This window comes from Actinoallomurus oryzae (assembly GCF_039541955.1).
In the GTDB taxonomy this organism is placed as follows: domain Bacteria; phylum Actinomycetota; class Actinomycetes; order Streptosporangiales; family Streptosporangiaceae; genus Actinoallomurus; species Actinoallomurus oryzae.
In genome coordinates this window covers 369,434-392,912 of the sequence record NZ_BAABHF010000024.1, presented here as the reverse complement: position 1 = coordinate 392,912, position 23,479 = coordinate 369,434, and the positions used below count along the sequence as shown (strand labels likewise).

At 72.7% G+C, this 23,479-nt stretch carries 19 protein-coding genes; 8 read left to right on the top strand and 11 right to left on the bottom strand.

Annotated elements, in window-relative coordinates; genetic code table 11:
* Positions 1-46: 46 nt before the first annotated feature.
* The gene (locus ABEA10_RS22940; RefSeq protein ID WP_345467087.1) at positions 47-928 is read right to left on the bottom strand and encodes a pentapeptide repeat-containing protein; all 882 of its coding nucleotides are present in this window, start codon (positions 926-928) and stop codon (positions 47-49) included.
* A gap of 203 nt (positions 929-1,131) precedes the next feature.
* Between ABEA10_RS22940 and ABEA10_RS22935 the strand changes: the two genes are divergently transcribed.
* Positions 1,132-4,185 carry an AfsR/SARP family transcriptional regulator gene (locus tag ABEA10_RS22935; protein ID WP_345467085.1) on the top strand — a complete coding sequence of 1,018 codons (3,054 nt, stop codon included), beginning with the start codon at positions 1,132-1,134 and terminating at the stop codon, positions 4,183-4,185.
* Here ABEA10_RS22935 and ABEA10_RS22930 read toward each other — a convergent pair.
* The gene (locus tag ABEA10_RS22930) at positions 4,164-5,579 is read right to left on the bottom strand and encodes an FAD-dependent monooxygenase (RefSeq protein ID WP_345467083.1); all 1,416 of its coding nucleotides are present in this window, start codon (positions 5,577-5,579) and stop codon (positions 4,164-4,166) included. The two genes, ABEA10_RS22935 and ABEA10_RS22930, sit on opposite strands and share 22 nt — an antisense overlap.
* A gap of 31 nt (positions 5,580-5,610) precedes the next feature.
* Positions 5,611-6,240 carry a TetR/AcrR family transcriptional regulator C-terminal domain-containing protein gene (locus ABEA10_RS22925; protein WP_345467080.1) on the bottom strand — a complete coding sequence of 210 codons (630 nt, stop codon included), beginning with the start codon at positions 6,238-6,240 and terminating at the stop codon, positions 5,611-5,613.
* A gap of 98 nt (positions 6,241-6,338) precedes the next feature.
* Here ABEA10_RS22925 and ABEA10_RS22920 point away from each other — a divergent pair, with 98 nt between their 5' ends.
* The 4 genes from ABEA10_RS22920 (at position 6,339) to ABEA10_RS22905 (ending at position 10,745) form a co-directional block, all read left to right on the top strand.
* Entirely contained in the window at positions 6,339-7,262 is a 924-nt protein-coding gene (locus ABEA10_RS22920; protein WP_345467078.1) for a quinone oxidoreductase family protein, read from the top strand.
* A gap of 42 nt (positions 7,263-7,304) precedes the next feature.
* A complete protein-coding gene (gene hutI / locus ABEA10_RS22915) occupies positions 7,305-8,477 on the top strand; it encodes an imidazolonepropionase (RefSeq protein ID WP_425550938.1) in 1,173 nt (390 codons plus the stop codon).
* A 402-nt stretch (positions 8,478-8,879) separates the two neighbouring features.
* On the top strand, positions 8,880-9,677 hold the full coding sequence (locus tag ABEA10_RS22910) for a hypothetical protein (RefSeq protein ID WP_345467076.1): 798 nt from the start codon (positions 8,880-8,882) through the stop codon (positions 9,675-9,677).
* A 468-nt stretch (positions 9,678-10,145) separates the two neighbouring features.
* Positions 10,146-10,745, top strand: a complete 600-nt coding sequence (locus tag ABEA10_RS22905) for a response regulator transcription factor (protein ID WP_345467074.1) — start codon at positions 10,146-10,148, stop codon at positions 10,743-10,745.
* Positions 10,746-10,787: 42 nt separating this feature from the next.
* On the opposite strand, the gene ABEA10_RS22900 is transcribed toward ABEA10_RS22905, so the two are convergent.
* The 6 genes from ABEA10_RS22900 to ABEA10_RS22875 form a co-directional block, all read right to left on the bottom strand.
* Positions 10,788-12,494, bottom strand: coding sequence for an ATP-binding cassette domain-containing protein (locus tag ABEA10_RS22900; RefSeq protein ID WP_345467072.1), 1,707 nt, complete (start codon positions 12,492-12,494; stop codon positions 10,788-10,790).
* Positions 12,495-12,577: 83 nt separating this feature from the next.
* Positions 12,578-14,203: an ATP-binding cassette domain-containing protein gene (locus tag ABEA10_RS22895; protein ID WP_345467070.1), complete on the bottom strand. Its 1,626-nt coding sequence runs from the start codon at positions 14,201-14,203 to the stop codon at positions 12,578-12,580.
* A 55-nt stretch (positions 14,204-14,258) separates the two neighbouring features.
* On the bottom strand, positions 14,259-14,378 hold the full coding sequence (locus tag ABEA10_RS22890) for a SapB/AmfS family lanthipeptide (protein ID WP_329256053.1): 120 nt from the start codon (positions 14,376-14,378) through the stop codon (positions 14,259-14,261).
* A 53-nt stretch (positions 14,379-14,431) separates the two neighbouring features.
* The gene (locus ABEA10_RS22885; protein ID WP_329256053.1) at positions 14,432-14,551 is read right to left on the bottom strand and encodes a SapB/AmfS family lanthipeptide; all 120 of its coding nucleotides are present in this window, start codon (positions 14,549-14,551) and stop codon (positions 14,432-14,434) included.
* A gap of 7 nt (positions 14,552-14,558) precedes the next feature.
* Positions 14,559-17,114, bottom strand: a complete 2,556-nt coding sequence (lanKC, locus tag ABEA10_RS22880; RefSeq protein WP_345467065.1) for a class III lanthionine synthetase LanKC — start codon at positions 17,112-17,114, stop codon at positions 14,559-14,561.
* 745 nt (positions 17,115-17,859) lie between these two features.
* Entirely contained in the window at positions 17,860-18,771 is a 912-nt protein-coding gene (locus ABEA10_RS22875) for a helix-turn-helix domain-containing protein (RefSeq protein ID WP_329256059.1), read from the bottom strand.
* A 750-nt stretch (positions 18,772-19,521) separates the two neighbouring features.
* On the opposite strand from ABEA10_RS22875, the gene ABEA10_RS22870 reads away from it, so the two are divergent.
* Positions 19,522-19,725 (top strand): hypothetical protein, encoded by a 204-nt coding sequence (locus ABEA10_RS22870; RefSeq protein ID WP_345467061.1) that lies wholly within the window; start codon positions 19,522-19,524, stop codon positions 19,723-19,725.
* Here the strand turns inward: ABEA10_RS22870 and ABEA10_RS22865 are convergent.
* Positions 19,706-20,191 carry a flavin reductase family protein gene (locus ABEA10_RS22865; protein WP_345467059.1) on the bottom strand — a complete coding sequence of 162 codons (486 nt, stop codon included), beginning with the start codon at positions 20,189-20,191 and terminating at the stop codon, positions 19,706-19,708. The two genes, ABEA10_RS22870 and ABEA10_RS22865, sit on opposite strands and share 20 nt — an antisense overlap.
* 178 nt (positions 20,192-20,369) lie before the next feature.
* Positions 20,370-22,073 carry a signal peptide peptidase SppA gene (gene sppA, locus ABEA10_RS22860; protein ID WP_345467057.1) on the bottom strand — a complete coding sequence of 568 codons (1,704 nt, stop codon included), beginning with the start codon at positions 22,071-22,073 and terminating at the stop codon, positions 20,370-20,372.
* Positions 22,074-22,180: 107 nt separating this feature from the next.
* Between sppA and ABEA10_RS22855 the strand changes: the two genes are divergently transcribed.
* Together ABEA10_RS22855 and ABEA10_RS22850 are read left to right on the top strand one after the other, a co-directional pair.
* A complete protein-coding gene (locus ABEA10_RS22855) occupies positions 22,181-22,807 on the top strand; it encodes a prepilin peptidase (protein ID WP_345467054.1) in 627 nt (208 codons plus the stop codon).
* Positions 22,808-22,919: 112 nt separating this feature from the next.
* On the top strand, positions 22,920-23,423 hold the full coding sequence (locus tag ABEA10_RS22850; RefSeq protein ID WP_345467051.1) for a GNAT family N-acetyltransferase: 504 nt from the start codon (positions 22,920-22,922) through the stop codon (positions 23,421-23,423).
* The last annotated feature ends 56 nt before the right edge of the window (positions 23,424-23,479 follow it).

Below are 23,479 nucleotides of genomic sequence, written 5' to 3'. Positions count from 1 at the left end.
GTCGTACCAGGTCAGGAGGCCGCGCTGCCCCCTGACGGCCGCCGGGTCAGCTCGGGCGGACGCCGTGGTGGGCGGTGCCGCCGAGCACGAGCCAGACTCCGGGTTCGACCTCGCGGGACCGGGCGCGCAGCTCGTCGCCGAGGTGCTCCGGCCACCGGGTGCGCGCCGACCAGCGGACCGCCCTGAGCCTGGCCCCGGTGAGGTCCGCTCCGGTGAGGTCGGCGCCGGTCAGGTCCGCTCCCGTGGCGTCGGCGCGGACCAGGCGGGCGCGGCCGAGCCTGGCCCCGGTGAGGTTCGCGCGGACCAGGCGGGCGCCGGTCAGGTCCGCACCGGTCAGCTCGGCCGGTGCCAGCTCGGCGCCGGTCAGGTCGGCTCCGGTGAGGTCGGTACCGGTCAGGTCCGCGCCGGCGAGGTTGGCGCGTGCGAGGTTCGCGAACAGCAGGTCGGCGTGGGCGAGGTTCGCGCTCATCAGCTGCGCCCGCGTCAGGCGGGCGCCGGCGAGGTTCGCCCGGACCAGGTTCGCCGAGATGAGATCGGCGTCGGTCAGCGTCGCGCCGACCAGCTCCCGCCCGGCCAGGTCGGCCCCGATGAGGTTCGCGCCGGTCAGGTCCCGGGCGACCAGGTCGAGGCCGACGAGGTCCGCGCCGGGGACGACCTGGAGCAGGGGCCGGTCTCTGGTGGGGTACACGTCGGCCGTGGCCTGGGCCCCGGCGGCGATCAGGAGCCGGGCCCACCAGGGTGAGACGGTCAGATGCACCCAGGGCCGCAGCGGCCGGGCCGCCGCGACGAGTCTGGCGGCCATGCGCCTGGCGTCGTTCGTCATCCGCGGCCCCCTCTCGTCCGGTGTCGCGCACCTCACCCGCAGAAGATACGGCTTTCCGAGCCGCTCGGAGGCCTGCTCGCGTTCGCCGAGCGCGATCGTGCTCACGGTGGCCACCCCGCCACCAGCGAAACGAGTACGGGAACCCCGCCGCCCGCACGCATCGACTCCCGCCGCGACGTCATTCGCCCAACCCGGACCCGGCGGTCGCGGCGTGTCTCCCGGACGCGCGCCGCGCCGCGGTGAAGGTGACTTCGATCATGCGCGTCTCCGGTGAGGAGACGCCCGGCAGCGCATAGGCTCGCGGCGAGATGCGCGTGGCGATGCTCGGGCCCCTGCGGGTCCAGGACGGGGACGGCCGGCCGGTCGAGGTCGGCGGGGCCCGGCTGCGCCTGCTGCTGATCCGGCTGGCGCTCGACCCCGGACGCGTCGTCACCGCGGACCGGCTCGCCGACGACCTGTGGGGAGACGACGCTCCCGCCGATCCCGCCGGGGCGCTGCAGACCCTCGTCGCGCGGCTGCGGCGTGCCTTCGGGGACGAGCGCGCCCGCATCGTGTCGCATCCGGCCGGTTACCTGCTCGACGTCGCACCCGCCGACGTCGACGCCGTGGCGTTCGAGCGGGCGGCGGCGGACGGCCGCGCCGCGCTGGAGGCCGGTGACCACGCGCGGGCGGCGGAGCTGTTCCGCGACGGCCTGGACCTGTGGCACGGGGCGCCCCTCGCCGACGCCGCCGGCGCGGCGTTCGCCCTCGCGCCCGCCGCGCGGCTCGAAGAGACACGCCTCACCATGGTCGAGGACCTCCTCGCCGCCGACCTGTCCGGACGGGCGCCCACGGCCATCGGTGAGATCGAGGCCCTGGCTCGCGCCCATCCCCTGCGCGAACGCCTGCACGCCCGGCTCATCCACGCGCTGCGCGCCGCGGACCGGCGCGCCGAGGCGCTGGAGGCGTACGAGCGGATCCGGCGGGAGCTGGCGGACCGGCTCGGCGTCGACCCCGGGCCGGAGCTGCGCGAGGCGCATCTCGCGGCGCTCCGCGAGGAGAACCGCCGCGGCGTGCCCGCGCGGGCGACCAGCTTCGTCGGCCGGGAGACCGAGCTGGCGCGGGTCCGTGAGCTGCTGGCGGCGCACCGGCTCGTCACGATCACCGGGTTCGGCGGCACCGGCAAGACCCGCCTGGCCCTGGAAGCGGCCGACGGGGCGGCGACGCCCGTACGCCTGGCCGAGCTCGGCTCGGTCGCCGACGCCGCACGCGTCGTGCCGGCCGTCACGGCCGCGGTCGGCGGCGGCGACCTGTTCGAGGCCGGCGCGGACCGCACGCCGCTCGAACGCCTCGGCTCCATGCTCGCCGGGCACGACCTGCTCCTCGTCCTCGACAACTGCGAGCACGTCGTCGACGCCACCGCCCGGCTCGCCGAGCACCTCCTCGCCGCGGCGCCGGGCGTCACCATCCTCGCCACGAGCCGGGAGCCCCTCGCGATCGCGGGCGAGGCCCTGGTGCCGCTGGCGCCACTCGACGTCGACGGGCCCGCCGTCGCGCTCTTCGCCGACCGTGCCCGTGCGGTGCGCCCCGGCTTCACCGCCGACGACACCGTGGCCGGCATCTGCCGTGCGCTGGACGGCATCCCGCTGGCGATCGAGCTGGCCGCCGCCCGGCTGCGGTCGCTGACGCTCGGGCAGCTCACCGAGCGGATCGGCGACCGGTTCGGGCTGCTCGAACGCGGCAGCCGCACGTCGGTGCCGCGCCACCGTACGCTGCGGGCGGTCGTGGACTGGAGCTGGGACCTGCTCGGCACGGCCGAGCGCGCGGTGCTCCGCCGGCTGTCGGTCTTCCTCGGCGGCGCCACGGTGGAGGCCGTCACCGAGGTCTGCGCGCCCGAGGGCGACCCCGTCGACCTGCTCGCCGGGCTGGTCGACAAGTCGCTGCTCATCATGGCCGAGACCGAGCAGGGCGTCCGGTACCGGATGCTGGAGACCGTCCGTGAGTACGCCGGGGAACGGCTGGACGACTCGGGCGAGGCCGAGCGCGTACGGGAGGCGCACGCCGCGTACTTCCTGGCCCTGGCCGAGACCGCCGAACCCCGGCTGCGCGGCCCCGGGCAGCTCACCTGGCTGGCACGCCTCGACGCCGAGCAGGGCAACCTCGACGCCGCGCTCGGCCACGCGATCGACCGCGGCGAACGCGAGCGGGCGCTGCGTCTCATCGCCGCGCGCACCTGGGCCTGGCTCATCCGCGGGCGGCGGCGTGAGGCGGGTGAGTGGGCGCGGGCGGTGCTGGCGGCCGTCGGCGACGAGCCTCCGCCCGGACACGAGGCGGCCTACGCCATGTGCGTGCTCATGGCTCCCCTCGACGACCCGGCGCGGGTGAAGAGCGCGCTGGAGGTGACCCGGCGCTCCGACCGGCCCGCCGCGCTCGCGGCGTGGACGATGACGAGCGGTTTCTCGGACGGGCCAAAGGCGATCCGCGAGCGGGCCGACGAGGCGATCGAGCGGTTCGCCACGGCCACCGATCCCTGGCTGCGGGCCATGGCCGACATGGCGTACGGAGTGATCACCTTGGAGTACGTCGCCGGAGGTGCGGGAAAGGCCGAGCAGCGGCTCCGCGCCGCCCTCGACGGTTTCACGGCCGTGGGTGACCGGTGGGGCCAGGCGGTCACCCTGTTCGCGCTGGGCAACGTGCTGGCCAACCGCGGCTCGTGGCCGGAGACCGTGCGTGTCCTCGAACGCGCCCGTGCCCGCGCCGCCGAGGTGGGCGGCGCGGAGGAGATCCCGGCCCCGATGATCTTGTTGGTCCGGCTCGGCGAGGCGCGGATGCGCGCCGGCGACCGGGACGGCGCGCGGGCCGACCTGGAGCGCGCGCTGCCCGCCGCCGAGCGCGGCGCCGATCCGATCGCCCTCGCCCGGGTGCGGCGTGCCCTCGGCGATCTCGCGTACGCCGAGGGCGACCTCGCCCGGGCCGCGGCCTGGACGAGGGCCGCGCTGGCCGGGGCGGGCGACGCGCCACCGCAGTTCCTCGCGCTGCTGCACATATCGGCGGCGCTCGCCGAGGACGCCCTCGGCGAGCGCGGGCGCGCCGACGAACTGCGCGCCCGCGCCCTCACCTTGATCGCGGACACCGGCGACGACGTGGCCCGCGCGAGCGTCCTGGAGGAGGCCGCCACGCGGTGCGCCGACCCGGCCGACGCCGTGACGGTCCTGGCCGCCGCCCGTAGGCTGCGCGGCATCGAGGACACCGCCGACCCCGGTGTGCGCGCCCTCCTCGCCCGCTGCCGTGCCGAGCTGGGGGAGGAGGCGTTCGCCGCCGCCTGGGCGCGCACTATCGCCGACCCCGAGGCGTTCGTCGCTCAGACCAGCGCCCGCAGGTAGTCGTCGACCGGTGCGTCGTAGACCCCGATGTGGCCGTCGGGCCGGACGAGCACGAGGCCGTCGGTGCCGTACGCGCGGCGCGCGTGTCCCGCCGCGTCGACCAGGTCGGCGCCCTCGTCGCCGACCGTGTAGGCGCGGACGGCGGCCCCGTACCGCTCGTTCACCCGGGCGACCGTCTCCGCGTGCCCCTGCCCGAAGGCCAGCAGCGTGAAGTGCGGGCCGCGGAAGACGTCGAACAGGTGTCCCTCCCGCAGCGGCGCGTCCGGCGCCCGCTCCCCGGCCTTCCCGCCGCCGACCGACAGTGAGGCGCCGGGGTAGCCGATGCCGAGCTGATCGGTCTCCTTGCCGCGGCGGTACGCCTCGGCCTGGCGTTCGGACATTCCCCGGTACAGCCGGGTGCTGAGGCCGAGCACGCCGGCGGCGACCGGGAGCCGCTCCTCCTCGTAGGTGTCCAGCGCCCGCTCGGCGGCGAGCTTCCAGCCGAGGTTGTAGGCGTCCTGGACGCCGGTGTTGAGGCCCTGACCGCCGGCGGGGGAGTGCACGTGCGCGGCGTCCCCGGCCAGGAAGACCCGGCGGTCCCGGAACCGCTCGGCCATCCGGATGTTGACCCGGTAGACCGACGCCCAGCGGACCTCGTGCAGCCGGACGTCCGACACCTCCGAGACGATCTTCTGGAACGTCGGGAGCGTCAGTTCCGGCGTGTCGGTGCCGGTGAGCGGGGCGACGAGTTGGAAGTCCTCGGTGCCCGGCAGCGGGCAGAGAGCGAAGTGCGGCGTCCGGCTCGCCATGTCGCCCCAGAAGTGCCAGTGGTCCCGGTCCACGTCGTCGGTGCGGACGTCGGCGATCAACATCCGCTCGGTCTCGTGCGTCTCGCCCGCGAACCCGATGCCGAGCCGCTTGCGCACGACGCTCCGGCCGCCGTCCGCGCCGACGAGGTAGGCCGCGCGGATCCGCTCGCCGCCGGCGAGCACCGCCGTCACCCCGTCGTCGTCCTGCTCGAAGTCGATCAGCTCGCCCCGCTCGACCCGCCCGCCGAGTTCGGCCAGCCGGTCGCGCAGGATCTGCTCGGTCCGCCACTGCGGGAGCATCGGCGCCAGGGGATACGGCACCTCCGGAGTCGGCTCCCTCGGCTCGTGCATCCGGCCCTCCCAGACGACCTCGCCGCCCGCGTACGAGCGCAGCGGAGGGTACGGCGCGCCGGCCGCCCATATGGCGTCCAGCACCCCCAGGTCGTCGAAGACCTCCAGCGTGCGGGGCTGCAGCCCCTTGCCTCGCGACCCGGCGGGCCGCTCCTTTTCGATGATCCGGAAGTCGGTGCCCCGCCGCGCGAGGTCGCAGGCCAGGGTCAATCCGGTCGGCCCGGCGCCGACGATCAGTACTCGTGTGTCGTTCATGGCCCGTACGGTGCCGGGCGCCGCTGTCAGCTCACCGGCAGCCCGCTGTCAGCCGGATGCCATCGACGATCAGCCGCAGTCCGTGCTCGAAGTGCTCCTCCGGGTGGGGTGCGGTCAGGTCGCGGGCCGCGGCGTGCAGGTGCGGGTGGGTCCGCGGGTCGAGGGCCCGCGTGAGGCGCGCGGTGGCCTCGGCGCCGCCGTCGGGAAGCGAGGCGGCGAGCTGCTCTTCGATGACGTGGCCGACGACGAAGTAGTTGAGCGTGTCCACCGTCCAGGTGGCGTCCCGACCGTTCAGCCCGGCCTCGCGCAGGGTGGCGACCATGGTCTCGCCGTACGCCAGGGCGTTCGGCAGGGGAAAGAACACGCCGGAGAACACCCGGGCGCCGTCGCGGCGGGACAGCAGCGCGCGGCGGAGGCGGCGGGCCATCTCGGCGGCCCGCTCGTGCCAGGGCAGGCGGGCGTCCAGGTCCTCGGTCAGGCCCGTGAGCATCGCCTCGGCCATGGCCTCCAGCAGGGCCTGCTTGCTGGGGAAGTGCCAGTACGTCGCGCCGTTCTTGACGCCCAGCGCGGTGGCGAGCCGGCGCATCGTCAGGCCGTCGAGACCCACCTCGTCCAGCAGGTCCAGGGCGGCCGTCAGCACGTGGTCGCGGGTCAGCCGCATGACGCGTCCTCTCGATTTCACGTTGACAGGCACGATCAGTATGGCGCAGACTTCAACGCCGTTGAAGTTCAACGGTGTTGAAGTTTCGGGGAGGTCGCATGCGCCGGGTCTGTTTCCGCTCCTACGGCGGGCCGGAGGTGCTCGAGGTCGAGGAGGCGCCGCGGCCGGAGCCCGGCGAGGGCGAGCTGCTGGTCGAGGTCGGCGCGGCCGGTGTGACGTACCCGGTGGTGCGGCTCACGCACGGCCCCGACGTTCCGCTGCCGCACGTGCCCGGCGGTGACGTCGTCGGCCGCGTGGTGGCGGCCGGGCCGGGGCTGGACGGCCGGGTCGGCGAGCGGGTGGCGGCCCTGGCGTTCACCGGGGCGTACGCCGAGCTGGCGGTCGTTCCGGCGATGTTCGCGTTTCCGGTGCCCGACGCGGTGGACGACGCCGGGGCGGTCGGGCTCGTCCGCGGCGGGCAGGTGGCGCTGGGCGCCCTGCGCGCCGGTGCCGTACGGGCGGGGGAGTCGGTGGTGGTCACCGGCGCGGCCGGAGGCGTGGGACACCTCGCCGTGCAGCTCGCCCGGGAGCTGGGCGCCACGCGTGTGGTGGCGGCCGTGGGCGACCGGGCCAAGGCCGCCTTCCTGCACGACCTCGGCGCCGACGCGGTCGTCGCCTACGACGAGGACTGGGGCGAGCCCGCCGACGTCGTGGTCGATGGGGTCGGCGGCGAGGTGCAGGCGGCGGCGCTGCGCGCACTGGCCCCGCTCGGGCGGCTCGTCGCGTACAGCGGCGCGGGGCGCCCGGTGGACGTGAACGAGCTGCGGGCGCACGGGCGGTCGGTGATCGGCTTCGCCATGCGGCCGTTCGCGGCCGGGCGGCCGGAGGCGTACGCGCGGCAGCGGGAGGAGCTGTGGGACCTGTACGCGCGTGAGCGGCTGACCGTCGGCGTGCACCGGACCCTGCCCCTGGAGGAGGCCGCCGAGGCGCACCGGATGATCGAGCGCCGGGAGAACCGGGGCCGGGTCCTCCTGCGCCCGTGATGTCTCGGATATGAGACGGCGCGCGGGTCGCGGGGGTGCCGCATGCCGTCTCGCCGGTGGGATGCTGGCGGCGTGAGCACCGTGATCACGAACATCGGTGAGCTGGCCGGCGCGGCCGAGGACCGCTGGCTGATGAAGGACGCCGCGCTGGTCATCGACGGCGGGCGCATCGCGTGGGCGGGTCCGTCGCGGCAGGCGCCCGCCGCCGACGAGGCGTACGACGCGGGCGGGCGCGCGGTGCTGCCCGGGTTCGTGGACTCCCACGCGCACCTGGTGTTCGCGGGGGAGCGAGCCGAGGAGTTCGCCGCCCGGATGAGCGGCCGCCCGTACGCCGCCGGAGGCATCCGCACCACCGTCGAGCGCACGCGCGCCGCCTCCGACGCTGAGCTGGCGGCCAACGTGCGGCGCCTCGTCGGGGAGATGGCCCGGCAGGGGACGACGACGGTCGAGTGCAAGTCCGGCTACGGCCTCACCGTCGAGCAGGAGGAGCGGGCCGTGCGCATCGCGGCCTCGCTGGTGGACGAGGTGACGTTCCTCGGCGCCCACGTGGTGCCCGCGGACATGGAGCCGGAAGAGTACGTGCGGCTCGTGACCGGGCCGATGCTGGAGGCGTGCGCGCCGCACGCGAGGTTCGTCGACGTCTTCTGCGAACGCGGGGCGTTCGACGCGGACCAGACGCGGGAGATCCTGACCGCCGGGCGGGCGGCCGGGCTGGTGCCACGGCTGCACGCGAACCAGCTCGGGCACGGTCCGGGCGTGGCCATCGCGGTGGAGTTCGACGCCGCCTCGGCCGACCACTGCACCTTCCTGTCCGATGAGGACGTCGCCGCGCTGGCGGGCTCGCGGACGGTGGCGACGCTGCTGCCGGCGGTGGAGTTCTCCACCCGCCAGCCGTACCCGGACGCCCGCGCGCTCATCGACGCCGGGGCGGAGGTCGCGCTGGCCACCGACTGCAACCCGGGCTCGTGCTACTCCTCCAGCATGGCCTTCTGCGTCGCGCTGGCCGTACGGGAGATGCGGATGACGCCGGAGGAGGCCGTGCGCGCGGCGACCGAGGGCGGGGCGAAGGCGCTGCGCAGGACGGACGTCGGGCACCTGCGCCCCGGCGCACGTGCGGATGTGCTGGTGTTGGACGCGCCGTCGCACATCCATCTCGCCTACCGGCCGGGGGTTCCGCAGGTGGCGCGCGTATGGCGCAACGGCCGGGCCGTGTAATTCCGGAACGGCGTTCGGCGGACGACCCTGCGTGCGGGGTTCGTGCCGCCGGTCGGGCTGTCGGTAAGCGGTAAGTTCATCTCACTCGCCGTGAACCTGCAACTTTCGATGTTATATATCACAACGCTCCGACGTCGTGATCGCTCAGAAGCGGCTCACCGGCGAGTGGAGCGCTATCCGACGAGCGTCCCAGCTGGCGCGCTGACTCGCCGACCTCGGAGTTCTCGGGACTTTGTGATCGGGTCTTGACGTGTCGACATGACTACCTCAAGCTCTGTTAAGTATGCAACAGTAGGGGTGAGAAAAAATCATAAAAACCGTTATGTTTGGAGCTCCTTCTCACTCCTGAGCCCGCGCACCACATGACCTCGGGATCTCATCGAAACAGGAGGCAGAGAGCGCATGGCCGGACGCCAGGAAGGTGCGATCACGCGCCGCAGAATGCTGGGATACGCCGGTGCGGCAGGGCTGGCCGGAGCCGGAATCGTCGTGGGCGCCAGACCGGCGTCGGCGAGCACGTACGGCTTCGACCAGCTTTTCGAGCTGCCCGACACCGACAACATGCAGGGCCTGGCCTACCGCCGTGGCCGCTACTACGTCGGGTTCGACGTGGGCGACGGCCACGGAGTGATCCGGGTGTACGACGGCTCCGGGAACAAGCTGAAGGAGACCACACAACTCGCCGTAGGGCACGCGGCCGAGCTGAGCTTCCGCGACCGCGACGGGCACCTGTACGTGGCCACCGGAGGCGGGACCAACCCGACCAAGGTGCACGTCGTCGACATCGCCGCCGCGAACCCGCAGGTCATCCGAACGATCGACTTCGCCTCGCTTGGCAACTCGGGTCTGGTCGCCGTGGACAACCGGCGCGACGGCCTGCTCGTGCACGCGGGCCCGGACGATGACGGCCCATTCGTCTTCGCCTTCGCCGGCTTCGATGGCACCGTGCGATCGAAATTCACGCTCGAGAGTCAGGGAGTTCCGCAGGGCCTGGAGATGGCTCGGGACAAGATCCTCTACTACACGAACAACACGATCACCGTACTGAGCCGTAAGGGCGCCATCCTGGAGGTGATCAACGTGCCCGAGGCCGGTGAGAGTGAGGGCCTCGCCGTCGCGGAAGCCGGAACTCGCACGCGGGTGTTCGTCGGCTACAACAAGCCCAACCGCGTCTACGCCATGAGGCCCGCCTTCAGCTGATAAGCATCGCGTCCATCAGTACGTCCGCACCTGCGCCCCGGCGCACGTGCGGACGTACTGATACTGGACGCGCCGTCACACATCCATCTCGCCTGCCGGCCGGGAGTTCCGCAGGTGGCGCGCGTATCGCGCAATGGCCGGGTCGTTGAATTTCGGAACGGCAATTCGTCCTAAAATTGAGCAGTAGAGCTTTCTGCTCGCTGCGGGGAGAAGTATTCACCGACGTCAGGACCTTTCTCGGCCACCGTTGGGCGTTGACTGATCACCGGTCGTCATCCACTGTGGGTGGTGCACTGGCCCTAGCCCCTCGGGAGTCCATGATGCGCGACCTTGATCGTTCGCGGCCTCAGGCGGACCGGTATCGGTTATCCGCGACCTGAGCGTACGTTCTTACGCTGCCGGTAGAAGTTTGCCCGGACGACGAAATTGATTTCGTCCGGCCGAAATCGACTATGCCACGAGGCGAAAGTGATCAACATTCTCATCGTCGAGAATATGAACCTTGTCAGAGGCGGCCTTGTCGCCTTACTTTCCGGACATTCGGACATGGAGGTGGTCGCGGCGCTGGAGTCGGCCGACAAGGTGCTCCCGACCGCACTCGAACTCGAACCCGATGTCGTCATCCTCGGAGCGTGCATGGACGACGGCTTCGCCGTCGTCCGATCCCTCCACGAGGAGGTGCGGTCCTGCGCGACCGTGATCATGGCGAACCGCCGCCGCCCGGGCGACCTGCGCCGGGCCGTCGCCGCCGGCGTGACGGGCTTTCTGCTCATCGACACGCCACCGGCCGACCTGGCCGACGCGATCCGGCGTGTCGCCCAGGGGGAGCGGGTGATCGACTCGGAGCTGGCGTTCGCCGCGCTCCACCGCCCGGAGAGCCCGCTGACCGAGCGCGAGGTGGACGTACTGCGGCTGGCCGCCCAGGGAGCGTCGTCGGCGGAGATCGCCGGTCATCTGTTCCTGTCGGTCCGCACGGTCCGCAACCACATCTCGCGGATCATCGGCAAGATCGGCGCCCGCAACCGCGTCGACGCCATCCGCATCGCCGACGACGCGGGCTGGCTCTGACCAGGGACCGTCTCAAAAACCCTTTGGAACCCGCCTGCGCGATCAGCGGACCGCCGGCGCCTGTCCTTCGGTCGTCCAGTGGCCGTGCAGTTCCCGGTAGAGGGGGCAGTCCTCCAGCAGGTCCTCGTGCGCGCCGAGCCAGGCGCGGGTGCCGTCCAGGACGAGGACGCGACGCGCCCGGCGGGCCGACGTCATCCGGTGCGCGATCACCACGAGCGCGCCGGGCCGGGCGGCGAAGGCACGCTCGGCGCGCTCCTCGGCCGTGGCGTCCAGGTGACAGGTCGCCTCGTCCAGGATCACCAGCCGGGCCGGTGACACGTACGCGCGGGCGAGCGCGATGAGCTGGCGCTCGCCGGCCGACAGGGCCGCCGGGTCGACCGTGCCGCCGAGGCCGCCCAGCCGCTCGGCCAGCGGCGTGGCCCCCACGGCGGCGACGGCGTGGTCCAGCGCGTGGTCGGAGGCGCCCGGCCGCAGGTAGGACAGGTTCTCCCGGAACGTTCCGCCGAAGACGTACGCCTCCTGCGGTATCAGCGCGCGGACCGACGGGTCGGCCTCGGCGGCCGGCACCCCGCCCAGCGTGACCGACCCCCGCACCGGCGCGAGGAGCCCGGCGGCGAGGCGCGACAGCGTGGACTTGCCGATGCCGCTCGGGCCGACGACGGCCAGGTGGTCGCCCTCCGGCACCCGCAGGGACAGATCGTCGATCACGGGCTCGGCGTCCGGCCCGTACGCGTAGGTCACCCGGCACAGCGCCAGTTCGCTCCCGCCGGCCCGGCTCGGGCGCGGGACCGGCGGCACCTCGGCGGCCGACATCACGCGGTCGAGCGTCACGGCCAGCCGCAGCCCGCTGCCGCCCACGCCCCGGATGACCGTGGCGAGCGCGGGGGACAGCCCCTGCAGCACGTACGTCAGCGAGCCGAGCACGACCCCGGGCGTCGCGCCACGCCGTACGAGCCACGGCGCCGCCGCCAGCACGAGTAGCAGCGGCAGCCGTCCGCCCACGGCCAGTGCGACCGTACGGCCCGCCGCCAGCCGGGCCATCGACCGCGCCGCCGCGGCCTGGAGGTCGATCAGCCGCCCGGCCGAGGCCGCCACGGCCTCCTCCGTACCGCACGCCGTGATGTCGCGCAGCCCACCCGCCAGGGCGGTGGCCGACTCGGCGATCCGCTCCTCGGCCAGGATCAGCTCCCGCTGCCGCCGGACCGACCGGGCGACGAGCCCGAGGAACAGCCCGAGCCCCGCCACGACCGGCGGCACCACCAGCAGGAGCGTCACCGGCATCAGCGTCAGCAACCCGATCAGCGCGCCCGCCAGCGTGAACGCGAAGCCGGACGCGATCGACAGCAGGCCCGAGAACGTGTCACGGACGATCTCCACCTGCTGGGTCAGCCGGGCGACGGCGCCGTCGTCCGCCCGCCCCGTACGGACCGACTCGTGTACGGCGCCGCGCACGACGTGGCGGACGAGCGCGTCGCGGAACGGTTCGACGATCGCGGCCAGCGGCCCGTACGCCCGCGCGGCGCCCACCGCGCCGACCGCGGCCCCGCCGGCCAGGGCGCCCAGCCAGGCCAGCGCGGGCCACGTCCGGTGCGCCAGGAACGCGTCGGTGGCGCCCGCGACCGAGCGGCCGAAGACCAGCACGGGCACCGCGCCGAGTGCGGACCACAGGCCGAACATCACCAGCGCGCGCCGCCGGCGCCGCAGCGCGGCCGCGAGGACGCGCCGGGCGCGCACCCGATGGTCACTCACCGAACACCTCGCGGTACTCCGGGCCCGGCCGCACAGCGCGTGCGGCCGGCGCCTTAGTGCGGCCGTCAGCACGCGCCGGATGGTCACTCACCGAAGACCTCGCGGTACTCCGGGTCCGGCCACAGCTCCCGGTGCGGCGCGCAGGCGCGCACCGTCCCGCCGTCGAGCCAGGCGACCAAATCCGCCCGGGCGGCCGTGCCGACGCGGTGGGCGATGATCAGACGGGTCCGGCCGTCGCGGGTCAGCACGTCGCCGACCTGCGTCTCGGTCACGGTGTCCAGGCTGGAGGTGGCGTCGTCGAGGATGAGGACCCGGCCGGGATGGGCGAAGGCCCGCGCCAGCCCCAGCCGCTGCAGCTCACCGCCGGACATCGGAGCCTCCGACGGCGGTGTGCGGTAGCCGAGCGGCAGTCGGCGGATGAAGGCGTCCGCGCACGCCGCGCGGGCGGCCGTCTCGGCGTCGCCGCCGATCGCCTCGGCGATCGTGTCGCCGAACAGCGCGGGCCGCGCGAAGGCGTACCCGACGGCGTCCCGCAGCGCGCCGTGCTCCAGCGACGTCAGGGGCACCCCGTCGAGCAGGACCTCGCCGTCGTCGGGGTCGGCCAGCCGTCCGGCCAGAGCGGCGAGCAGCGACTTGCCGCCGCCCGAGCGCCCGACGACGGCCACCGCGCCGCCGCCCGGGACGACCAGGTCCAGGCCGTCGAGCACCGAGGCGGCCGACACACCGCGAAACTCCAGCAGCCCGGGGCCGTCGGGCAGGGACGCCGGACCGTACGCGGGCGGTGCCTGGTCCAGCACCGGGGCGAGCCGGGCGGCGCCGGCGCGGGCGCGCGCCAGGCGCCCGAGCTGGGCGATCACCGGGCCGATGTCCGCGCCGAGCCCCGCGTACTGCGTGCCGGCGAGCAGCCCACCGGCGGTGAGCCGTCCCCGGGAAAGCTCGTAACCGGCGACGGCGAGCACCGCGACCCGCAGGAGGGGGACGGCCAGCGTGCCGCGTCCGGAGATCGTCGCCTGGATCCGCCAGGTCGCGTGCCCGTGCGCGGCCAGGTCGGGCAGCGGGGCGAGCACCCGCGCGGCCTCACGCTCGGCGGTGCCGGCGGCGGCGACCGTGCGGTTCCCCGCCAGAGTCTCCACCAGTCGCGTGGCGATCCGACCCTGCGCCTCCAGATAGCGGCCGACGACCGCGGAGGTGTCGCGCACGAACGCGCGCAGCAGCGCGACGATCGCGGGCAGCCCGAGACCGAACGTCAGCGCCAGCCAGGGGTCGAGAAGAATGAGGGCGATCACCCCGCCGAGCGGCGGGACGACCGCGGTGGCCGTCAGGATCGCGGCGGACGGGGCGTACGCGGTGTCCGCGGTCGCGGTGACCGCCCGGCTCGTCAGGTCGCCGGCGGGCAGGCCCGCGGACGGGCCGAGCCGCAGGACGTGCCGGGTGAACAGGTGCCGGAGCCGCGCCGTCGCGGCGGCCGTGCCGGTGCCGATCGACAGGTCGGTGAGCGCGTCGCAGGTCATCGAGACCGCGACCAGGCCCGCGTACACGAGAGGCCAGGTGAGGGAGCGTGAGCCGCCGAGCACGCCGTCCACGGCGCGGCCGAGCACGGCGGGCAGGAGGAGCGTGGCCCCCGCCTCGAGCAGGGAGGTGACAGCGAGCAGGCTCGCCCAGACTCCGCCGTAGCGGACGGTCCGGATCACAAGCCTGCTCGCCGTCATCGGTCTCCTAGTGCTGTCGTGGTCCTGCCATGGCTACAGGGCCACGGGGCAGGCATCAGAGGCAGAGCACAATGCTGTTGGAGCTGTGGCAGAGCAGGCTGAGCGTGCTGTTGGCCTCGCCGCCGCCACCGTGGCCGCCGGGGGTGTCCATCCCCTGCATGTCGAGAAGCGCCATCGTCGTGTCACCTCCTCACGTCGAGAGATGTCTCCGACCGGGAAGACCGGTCATCAGAGGCAGAGCACAATGCTGTTGGAGCTGTGGCAGAGCAGGCTGAGCGTGCTGTTGGCCTCGCCGCCGCCACCGTGGCCGCCGGGGGTGTCCATCCCCTGCATGTCCAGAAGCGCCATCGTCGTGTCACCTCCTTGCCGTGTAGGTCGTCGCCGTCCCCGCGAGGGTTCTCGCGGGAAGTCTCGGTGCCGCGAGGAACGGCAGGTGGACCGGCTGGTCGTGCAGCGCCGCGCCGATCGCCAGCAGCACCCCCGCCGTCCCGGTGCCCAGGTCCATCGACATCCGCAGCAGGTTCTCGCCCGGGAAGGCCAGCCCGCCGCCGTACGAGAGCGCGTGCCAGGACAGGTCGCGTACGTGCATGGCGGCCCGCGTGTCGCGCCGGCGCGCGAGGTGGAGCAGCATCCCGGCACGCCCGCTGAACAGCCCGGACTGGGCGTAGTAGCGCGTCAGCGCGGCGGTGCGGATCCGGTCCGCGGCCTCGCGGAGGCGTTCGTCCTCGCGGTGGGCGAGGTAGTCGTCGATGACCATGCCGATCCCGACGCTGCCCCGCGAGAGATAGGGCAGGAGGCGGGCGCCGTCGCCGACGTGCAGCGCGCCGTTCTTGTCGGTCGTGCACCCGTCGAGGTCGAGCCCGATGGCGCGGGCCGCGAGGTCGAGCAACTCCGTCTCGCCGGTGCGCTCGTACCTGCGGATCAGCATCAGGGCCGGACCGGACATGCCGCGCATCAGCCCCGGCCGGGCCGGTGTGCCGTCGGCGGTCGCGACGTGGTCCGCGACGATCCGCGCCGCGCGGTCCGCCGCGTCGCGCAGGGCCGGTGAGGACAGCACGCCGGCGAGATGGTCCAGGTTGAGGGCGATGCCGGACAGGCCGCCGTGCAGGTCGGCGCCGAGCTTCTCCCAGCGCTCGCCGAGGCAGATGTCGATCACCCGGGCCGCGACGTCGAGCCGCCCGAGGTGGGCCAGGCCGTACGCGGCGCCGTGCAGCCCGTCGTACAGGCCGAGGCCGGTGCCGCGCGGCGGGTCCGTCGCGTGGCCGGCGAGCCACTCCACGTGCTCGGGCCGTACGCCGTGGCCGGTGACGTCGAGGGCGTACAGGACCCCGGCGGCGCCGTACGCCAGGCCGAGCCCGCCGCTGCCGAACTGCTGGATGTCGCCGGGGAACAGCCGGTCGTCGCGATCCGGTGTGGCGCTGGCGAGGATCGCCGTGGCGAGAGCGCCACGCGCGTCCTCCCAGCCGGCTGGCTCCGGGGCGAACCGGGGGATCGGGTGCCGGCCCGGTCCGCCCCGGGTGATCTCCTCGACCGCCTGCTGGAGGTACCCCTCGGGGACGGGGAACCATTCGGCGATCACCTCGGCCAGGTGCGCGGCCTTGGCGAGGTCGAGCATGAACAGGTTCGTGGTCGGCGTGAACAGCGCGATCTTCAGACAGGCGAGGCCGTACCGGTCGACGGCCGTGCCGCGCCGGTCGGGCGGCGCCAGGAAGCCGGGGTTGGCGAGGGTCTGCCGCCGCTGCTCGGCCACGGGCGCCGCCGCCTCGAAGTCGATCAGGGACACCGTGTCGTCGGGCGCCACCATGATGTTGAACATGTGCAGGTCGTTGAAGGCGACTCCGCGCGCGTGCACCTTCTCGATGATCCGTTCCGTGCCCGCGTAGATCTTCATCGCCCAGTCGGCGTACGCGGCGAGGTCGCCCGGGTCCGGCTCGGGGTCCAGGAGCGGGTGCCGCAGGGCGAAGAAGGTGTTCAGCGGGCGGCCCTCGACGAGTTCCTCGACGAGGAAGTGATGCTCGCCGACGACGAAGTAGTCGAGCGCGGCGGGCACCCCCTCGACGCCGGCGAGGAGCCGGAGGATGTCGTACTCCCGCCTGAGCCGCGTGACGGCGTCGGCGCCGTCGGAGGCGAGCCCGGCGTGCGGCCGGCCCTCCTTGAGCACCACCTTCCGGCCCGTACGGGTGTCCTCGGCGACGTACACACCGCCGCCGTTGGAGAAGTGCAGCGCCTCTTTGATCTCGTACGGGACGCCGGTCATGGTGACGGCGTTGCGCGCCTCCAGGTGCGGGGCGAGGCAGGCGGGCAGCGTCACCCAGGAGGGCACGGTGAAGACCGGGTTGCGACGGTCGGGGACGAGGCGTCCTTCGCCGTCCTCGATCGCGGCCACCAGCCGGCCGTCCTCGTCCTCACAATGGCGCTCGATGAACCCGCCGTATCGGACATAAAGGGGGCCTTCGCCGATCCGGAGGTCGCTGAGAATGTACGGTCCGGGCTCTCCCCGGAGAAGGTCCCCGAGCTCGGCGAGAAGGGTCGCGAACTCCGCCTCGTCGCGCGGGTAGATGGTGACGAGTTTTCCGCTGGCGCCCCGCGGCGAGTATTTCGCATTCCGCATGAGCAGCATGTTCACGCTGCGCAGGTGTTTGAAGGAGACGCCGCGGGGGACACAGTGGTCGCGGACGCGTACGAGCACGTCGGAGGCGTTCTCGTGGCCGGCGGAGACGTGGATCTTCCAGCCCTGGGCGGGAATGTCCTGCGCCGGCGGGACGTAGACGACCCATTCACCGTTCCGCACGCGCTGCCAACCCTCGGGGAGCGGGTCGTCGACGATGGCGAAAGCCGGGCTCTCCTGTCCGTCGAGGACGTCATAGAAGAGCCTGTCTTTCTGGCAATACACCTCGTACTGCTTTTCCACCGCGGCTTCCTCTGCTCGTCGAACACCGGGGGCGAACGTCGGATGCGACCGTTCGTTCCGAGATCAGAGACTCGCAGGCCCGGGGCGGTGAAACCTAGGGACAAGTGTCACTAATGGCCTGTGAACTTATCCCAGAGGGCTAAGTGAGTCACTCTAGGTAAGAGTGGTGGTCATGGCCATTCTTCCTGCATGGGGCGAGTTCAAGGGTATTTAGGACGCGCCAAATGGCGGGTCATTGGTGTGTCATGGTCATGACGCCGCTTATCGCTTATGTCGGTTACGCGGGCATCTGACACTGACTCGTGTGTCCTCGCCAGCCTCCTTGCCGGCGCCGGCCGGTGGAGGGAGGTGGCGGTGGCCGCGGTCGCCGGGTGCTGCCGTAAGCCCGCCCCGCCGGCGCGAAGTGATCTTCCGCGCGAGTTTGCCGATCATCCTTCGTCCGTCGGCGCGGCTCTAGTAGATTCGGTCCGCCCGTAGCTTTCGACGCACATACATGCGGGTATTACTCTGCGTGACTATTAGTGGGCTGCCCGCGGCAGCCCATGTGAAGTTTGAGGAGAGGGCAATGGCGGCCGATCCAGATTCGCTCATACTCGCCGAACCTTGGCGAAAAGGCTCGCGCAGTGGTGGCGGCGGCTGTGTGGAGGCCGCTCGCGTCGCGATGCCCCACCCTCGGCCGGCCGACGCGCCGATCGGCACGGAGGGCGACATCGCCCGGTGACGGCCGGCGGTCGCCGCAACCGCCTCAACCCACCGGGGCCGCGTCCTCGTCGTTCATCTGTTCGGCGGCCGTATCGCCTTTCATTTGTGCGGCGGCCGCTTTGATGAACTCGATGGTCTCGTCCTCGCGCAGCGCCAACTGGCGCAGGTGATCGAACGCCTCGAGATATTCGGCCACCTCTTCGCTGTCGGTGACCGTCACCGACCTTTGCGTATTCTCCAGGTACAGCACGCCGGGCGGGCCCATCTCGAATCCGAGCACGGTGAACTCCCCGCGCATGCCGAAATGCGCGCCCTTCTCGAAGGGGATCAGCTCGATCGTGATGTCGGGCCGGCGGGCGAGCTCGAGCAGATGGGCGAGCTGGCGCGGCATGATGCCCTGGTCGCGCTGGCCGCCGACTCTGCGCCGGATGACGGCCTCGTCCAGGACGTAGTGCTGTTGCGGGAGGTCCTCCCGGCTGAACATCTTGTCCTGGCGCTGCATGCGGACCTCGATCACCGTCTCGGCGACCGGCTGGGGCTTGTACTCGATGGTCAGCGCCCGCGCGTAGTCCTCCGTCTGCAACAGGCCGGGGACGAGCAGCGGGCTGAACGAGCGAATGAACGAGGCGCCGAGCTCGTATCCCAGGTAGGTCGAGTAGGCGTCGTCCAGATGCTCGCGGTAGAGCGTCCACCAGCCGCGTTCGCGCGCGCCGCGGGCCAGCTTGGACAGCTCCGCGATCCGCTCCTCGTCGGTCACGCCGTAGTGGCGGAGTAACGCGTGAAGGTCAGTCGTCGAGATGCGGACGTTGCCGCCCTCGATGCGGATCAGCTTCGACGCCGACCAGTCGAGTGCCCGGGCGACCTCATCCTGGGTCTTGCCGGCGTCACGCCGGAGCCGCTGGAGCTCGGCGGTGAGGCGTGCGCGCTGAACGACGGGGCCGGGGTCCAAGGCCATCTCTCCCCTCGCGGGCGACGATCGAGTGTCCGGGGGGCTACCGGACATCTCGCTCATCGCTGCCTTCCAACGCGCTTAGATTAAATCAGCGAGGTGGCAATGTGCCATACCTGTTTTGAGCGAGGTGGCAAGCGTCCACCCGGCGACCCGGAACGTCACATCAATTGATCATGACGGGATCGTTCCAATGAAATGCCGCCCCGGCCGAAAACGCGAGGCGGCGCGGACTTAACGACGGCCTCCGGGTTCCTTGTCACCGCAGGTGGATGCCGAAATCGCCTGGGGCGAAGCGATCATTTTCAGTCGCCGGAACAGGGGATTCGGCCAGTCTCGGGCCGGGGCCGGCCCGGCGGTATGCGTCTCGGCTTTTCGCCACCTGGCCACCGGCGAGACCGTGCGGTGCCGGTCGGCCCGACGCCGCCGGGCGCGGCGACAGGCGGCGGTGCGGCCACCGGCACCGCGCGGGCAGGCGGGACGCGCGGCGGCGGGACGCGGGGCGGCGGGACGCAGGGAGGCGGGACGCGGGGAGGCATCGCGGTGGGAGGCGGCCCGGCGGTACGCACGACGCGTGGACGCATTCTGGAATATGAAGAATGGCATGCTGCCGTCTTACTTCATGGCAAATAAACAGTAGGCGACCTGCGTCATTGCATTTATTAAAGCCTATTGGAAATGGTGTGATAATGCGTTAATATTACGTTCAACGGAAGAGTAGACGGGAGCTGTTCTTCCGTAAAGGAGGTGACTCTCGTGCTTATCCTGATCGTAGTGGTCGTCGCCGTGTTCATCGGAATGCGTTCCGAGCGCGCGCGTCAGGCCCACCAGATGTGGGGCAGCTACAAGGCCCGCATCGCGACCATGCGCGGACTGCGCATGAAGGAGACGATGAACGCCCTCTTCGGCATCTGCGCCCTCGTGCTGGTCGTCATCATGGTCACCGGTATCGGCGGTTGACGCGGATCAAGGGAGGCCGGCCGGCGGCGATGTACTCGACCGAGAGGACCTCGGCGATGAAGAGCACATGGTCGCCGGCCGGCACCCGCTGCCGGGTCTCGCACTCGAGCGCGGCCAGGCCGTCGTCCGCGATCAGGGCGTCGGACAGCCGCCCCCGGTGATGCGGGACGCTCGCGATGAGCAGCCGGGCGCTCGGGCGTCCGGCCGCCGCGAACCGGCCGGCGATGGCCCGCTGTTCCGCCGACAGCACGGTCACCGCCCAGCGGTCGCACCGGTCGAGCACCTCGGCGAGGTAGGACTCGTTCGCCACCGCGATCATGACCAGCGGCGGGTCGAGCGACACGGACGAGAACGCCGTCAGCGTGGTGCCGATGTCGTCCCGCCCGTCGCGTACGGTCACCACCACGACGCCGGTCGCGAAGGTCGCGAGCGCGTCGGTGAAGTCCCGCGACGGGACCTCCTCCATGGCGAATCCTCCCCTCAGATCGAGGGTTCCGCGGGGCCGTGCCCCTGAGGCGAAACGACGAAGGACCGGTGGAGGCCCGGCCCGGCGACGCTCGGGTGACCGCCGGGCAGGTGCGGCGTCGGGCCGGCGGCGCCCGCCACCGCTCCGCCGCCCTTTCGGCGACCGGACGGCGGTGCCGTCACACGATCTCCCACGTGCCCGGCAGCATCAGCGGCCCGCCGGACGGCAGCCCCACGCGGGACGCGACGGCGGTCAGCGGGCCCCAGGCGTCGAGGCGGGCGGTGGCGGCCGTGCGGTCCTCGCTCGACTCCGCCGGGCGCAGCCGGTCGACCGGCGACACGTGCGGGTACAGGCGCACCGGGGCGTCCACCGCCAGTCCCGCCTTCTTGCGGGCCAGGTCCAGTGCCTGCCCGAGACCGCCCAGTTCGTCCACCAGCCCCCGCTCGTGGGCGTCCGCGCCGGTCCAGACACGGCCGCGCGCCAGGGCGTCGACGCGTTCGCGCGGCAGGTCGCGGCCCTCGGCCACCTTGCCGACGAAGTCGTCGTAGATGCGGTCCAGGAAGGAGTTGACCCGGCCCCACTCCTCCTCGGTGAAGTCACGGGTCGGGGCGTACATCCGCGCGTGCGCGCCCTGCTCGACGCTGTCCAGGCCGATGCCGAGCCGGCCGAGCAGGTCGCCGACGACGGGCTTGCCGAACACGACGCCGATGGAGCCGGTGAGCGTGCCCGGCTGGGCGACGATCACGGTGGCGGGGGCGGCGACGAAGTATCCGCCGGACGCGGCGACGTTGCCCATCGACACGACCACCGGCTTGCCGGCCTTGCGGGCCAGCACGATCTCGCGCCAGATCGTGTCGGAGGCGACGTACGAGCCGCCGGGGGAGTCGACGCGGAACACGATCGCCTTGATCTTGTCGTCGCGCACCGCCGCGCGGATGGCCGTGGCGATCGTGTCCGATCCCATGGACGAACCCTGCCCGGGCAGGGCGCCGCGCCCGCTGCGGCCGAGCCGGATCGGTCCTTGGCCCTGGATCAGCGCGACCCCCTGCTGCCGCTGCCGCGGCAGCCGTTTGGCCAGCCCCTGGGCGCGGTTGTAGCGGGCGATGTAACGCAGCCGCGCGTCGGCGTCGCCCACGGCCGCGCGCACGTCGGCGTACACCTCGTCGCGGTAGGCCAGCTTGTCGACCAGCCCGGCGTCGAGCGCCTCGGCGCCCAGGAGCGGCGCGCGGTCGATCAGCTCGCGCACGCGCTCCGGCGAGAGCCCGCGCCCCTCGGCGACGCCCGCCACCACCTGTTCGCCGGCCGAGGCGACCAGGCGGCCGGACATCTCCTTGTGCTCGGGCGTGTAGGCCCGCTCCATGAACGTGTTGGCGGCCGTCTTGTACTCGTGGCGCTTCGCGAAGCGCGGCGTGACACCGATCTTGCCGAGCGCCTCGTTGAAGAACGGCTCCTCCAGCGCGACCCCGGTGAGCGCCAGGTCGCCGGACGGCTGGAGGTAGATCCGCTCGAACGCGGTCGCCAGGTAGTACGGCACGGTGCCACGGCCGGTCTCGCCGAACGACTCCGCCCACGCCACCGCGAGCTTGCCCGCGTCGCGGAACGCGCGGACCGCGTCGCGCAGCTCCTGGGCCATCGCCAGCCCGAGACGGTGACCGCCGATCCTGACGACGAGCGCGCGGACCCGCGGGTCCGTACGGGCGCGGCGCAGGCCTCCGAGGACGTCGCGCAGATGGGTACGGCGCATGCTGAGCAGGGCCGACACCGGGTCGGCCGGCTGTCCCTCCACGATCCCGTCGGTCAGGTCCAACTCCAGGATCAGCGAGGCGTTGCGCCGATCACGGGCATCTTTGAGCAGGTCAACGACTGATCCGGCATCCACCATGGGCTAACTCTATGTGCGCCGTGGCGAACGTGGACCGGACTCGGGCAACCGCGCCCCGCGGCCGGGGCCGCTATTCTCCGGTCGGGCGGTGACGGGGAGGCGGATCGGTGGACATCTGGCTGGTGCCGCTGTGCGCCCTCGGCGGAGCGATCGCCGGCTGGCTCGCCGCGCCGCTGGCCGAGCGCTACTTCGAACGCCCCGCGCGATGGGCGCGGCCCGGTGTCGCGCTGACCATGGCCGTGACGTTCGGGGCGCTGGCCTGGCGCTTCGCCGGGCGGGCCGAGCTGCCCGCCTTCCTCTACCTCGCCGCCGTCGGGTCGCTCCTGGCCTTCGTCGACGTCGCGGTCAAACGCCTCCCCGACCCGTACACCCTGCCGTCCTACCTCATCGGACCGGCGCTGCTGTGCGTCGCCGTGCTCACCGGCGGCCGTCCCGTACGCCTCGGGCACGCCGCGATCGGGCTGGCGGTGCTGTGGGTCCTGTACGCCGTGCAGCACCTGGTCGCGCCGGGAGCGATCGGCTGGGGCGACGTCAAGTTGTCCGGCGTTCTCGGCCTCTACCTCGGCTGGCTCGGCGCGGCGGCGTGGTGGCTCGGCGTGCTCGCCGGATTCGTGCTCGGCGGCCTGTACGCCGCGGCGCTGCTGATCACGCGCCGGGGATCGCGGAAGACCGAGATCCCGTTCGGGCCGTTCATGCTCGCCGGAGCCCTGGCGGGCATCCTGCTGACCGGATGAGTCCGCCGGTCTCCGCGGGGGAGGCGCTCCGTACGGCACCGGATTCCGCCCCGGCCGGGGCCCTGCGCTATCGTTGCGTCACTCAGAGTCATCGCGTGATCGGGGGCGTTCCATGAAAACCGCACCGGCGGCCGAACACGCCGAGGTCCTGCTGCGCGCACCGTCGCCGGGCGACTTCGGCTGGGTGGTCCAGCGACACGGAGCCCTGTACGCCGCCGAGTACGGATGGGACGAGACCTTCGAGGCGCTGGTCGCCCGCATCGTCGCCGACTACGTCGAGGGCCGCGGCCCCGGCGACGCCGCCTGGATCGCCGAGGTGAACGGCGAGCCGGTGGGGTGCGTGTTCTGCGTACGCGATACCGACCAGGTCGCCAAGCTGCGCCTGCTGCTGGTCGAGCCCACCGCGCGCGGGCGGGGAGTCGGCGCCGCCCTGGTCGGAGAGTGCGTCGAGTTCGCCCGCCGGACCGGCTACCGCGAGCTGACGCTGTGGACCAACGACGTGCTCACCGCGGCCCGCAGGATCTACGAGCGGGCCGGCTTCGAGCTGGTGAAGGAAGGGCCGCACCACAGCTTCGGCCACGATCTCGTCGAGCAGACCTGGCGCCTGGAGCTCTGAGGCCGCAGGAGCGCGGGGGAGTCGGAGCGCGCGGCAACGCGAGCGCGGAAGCTCTG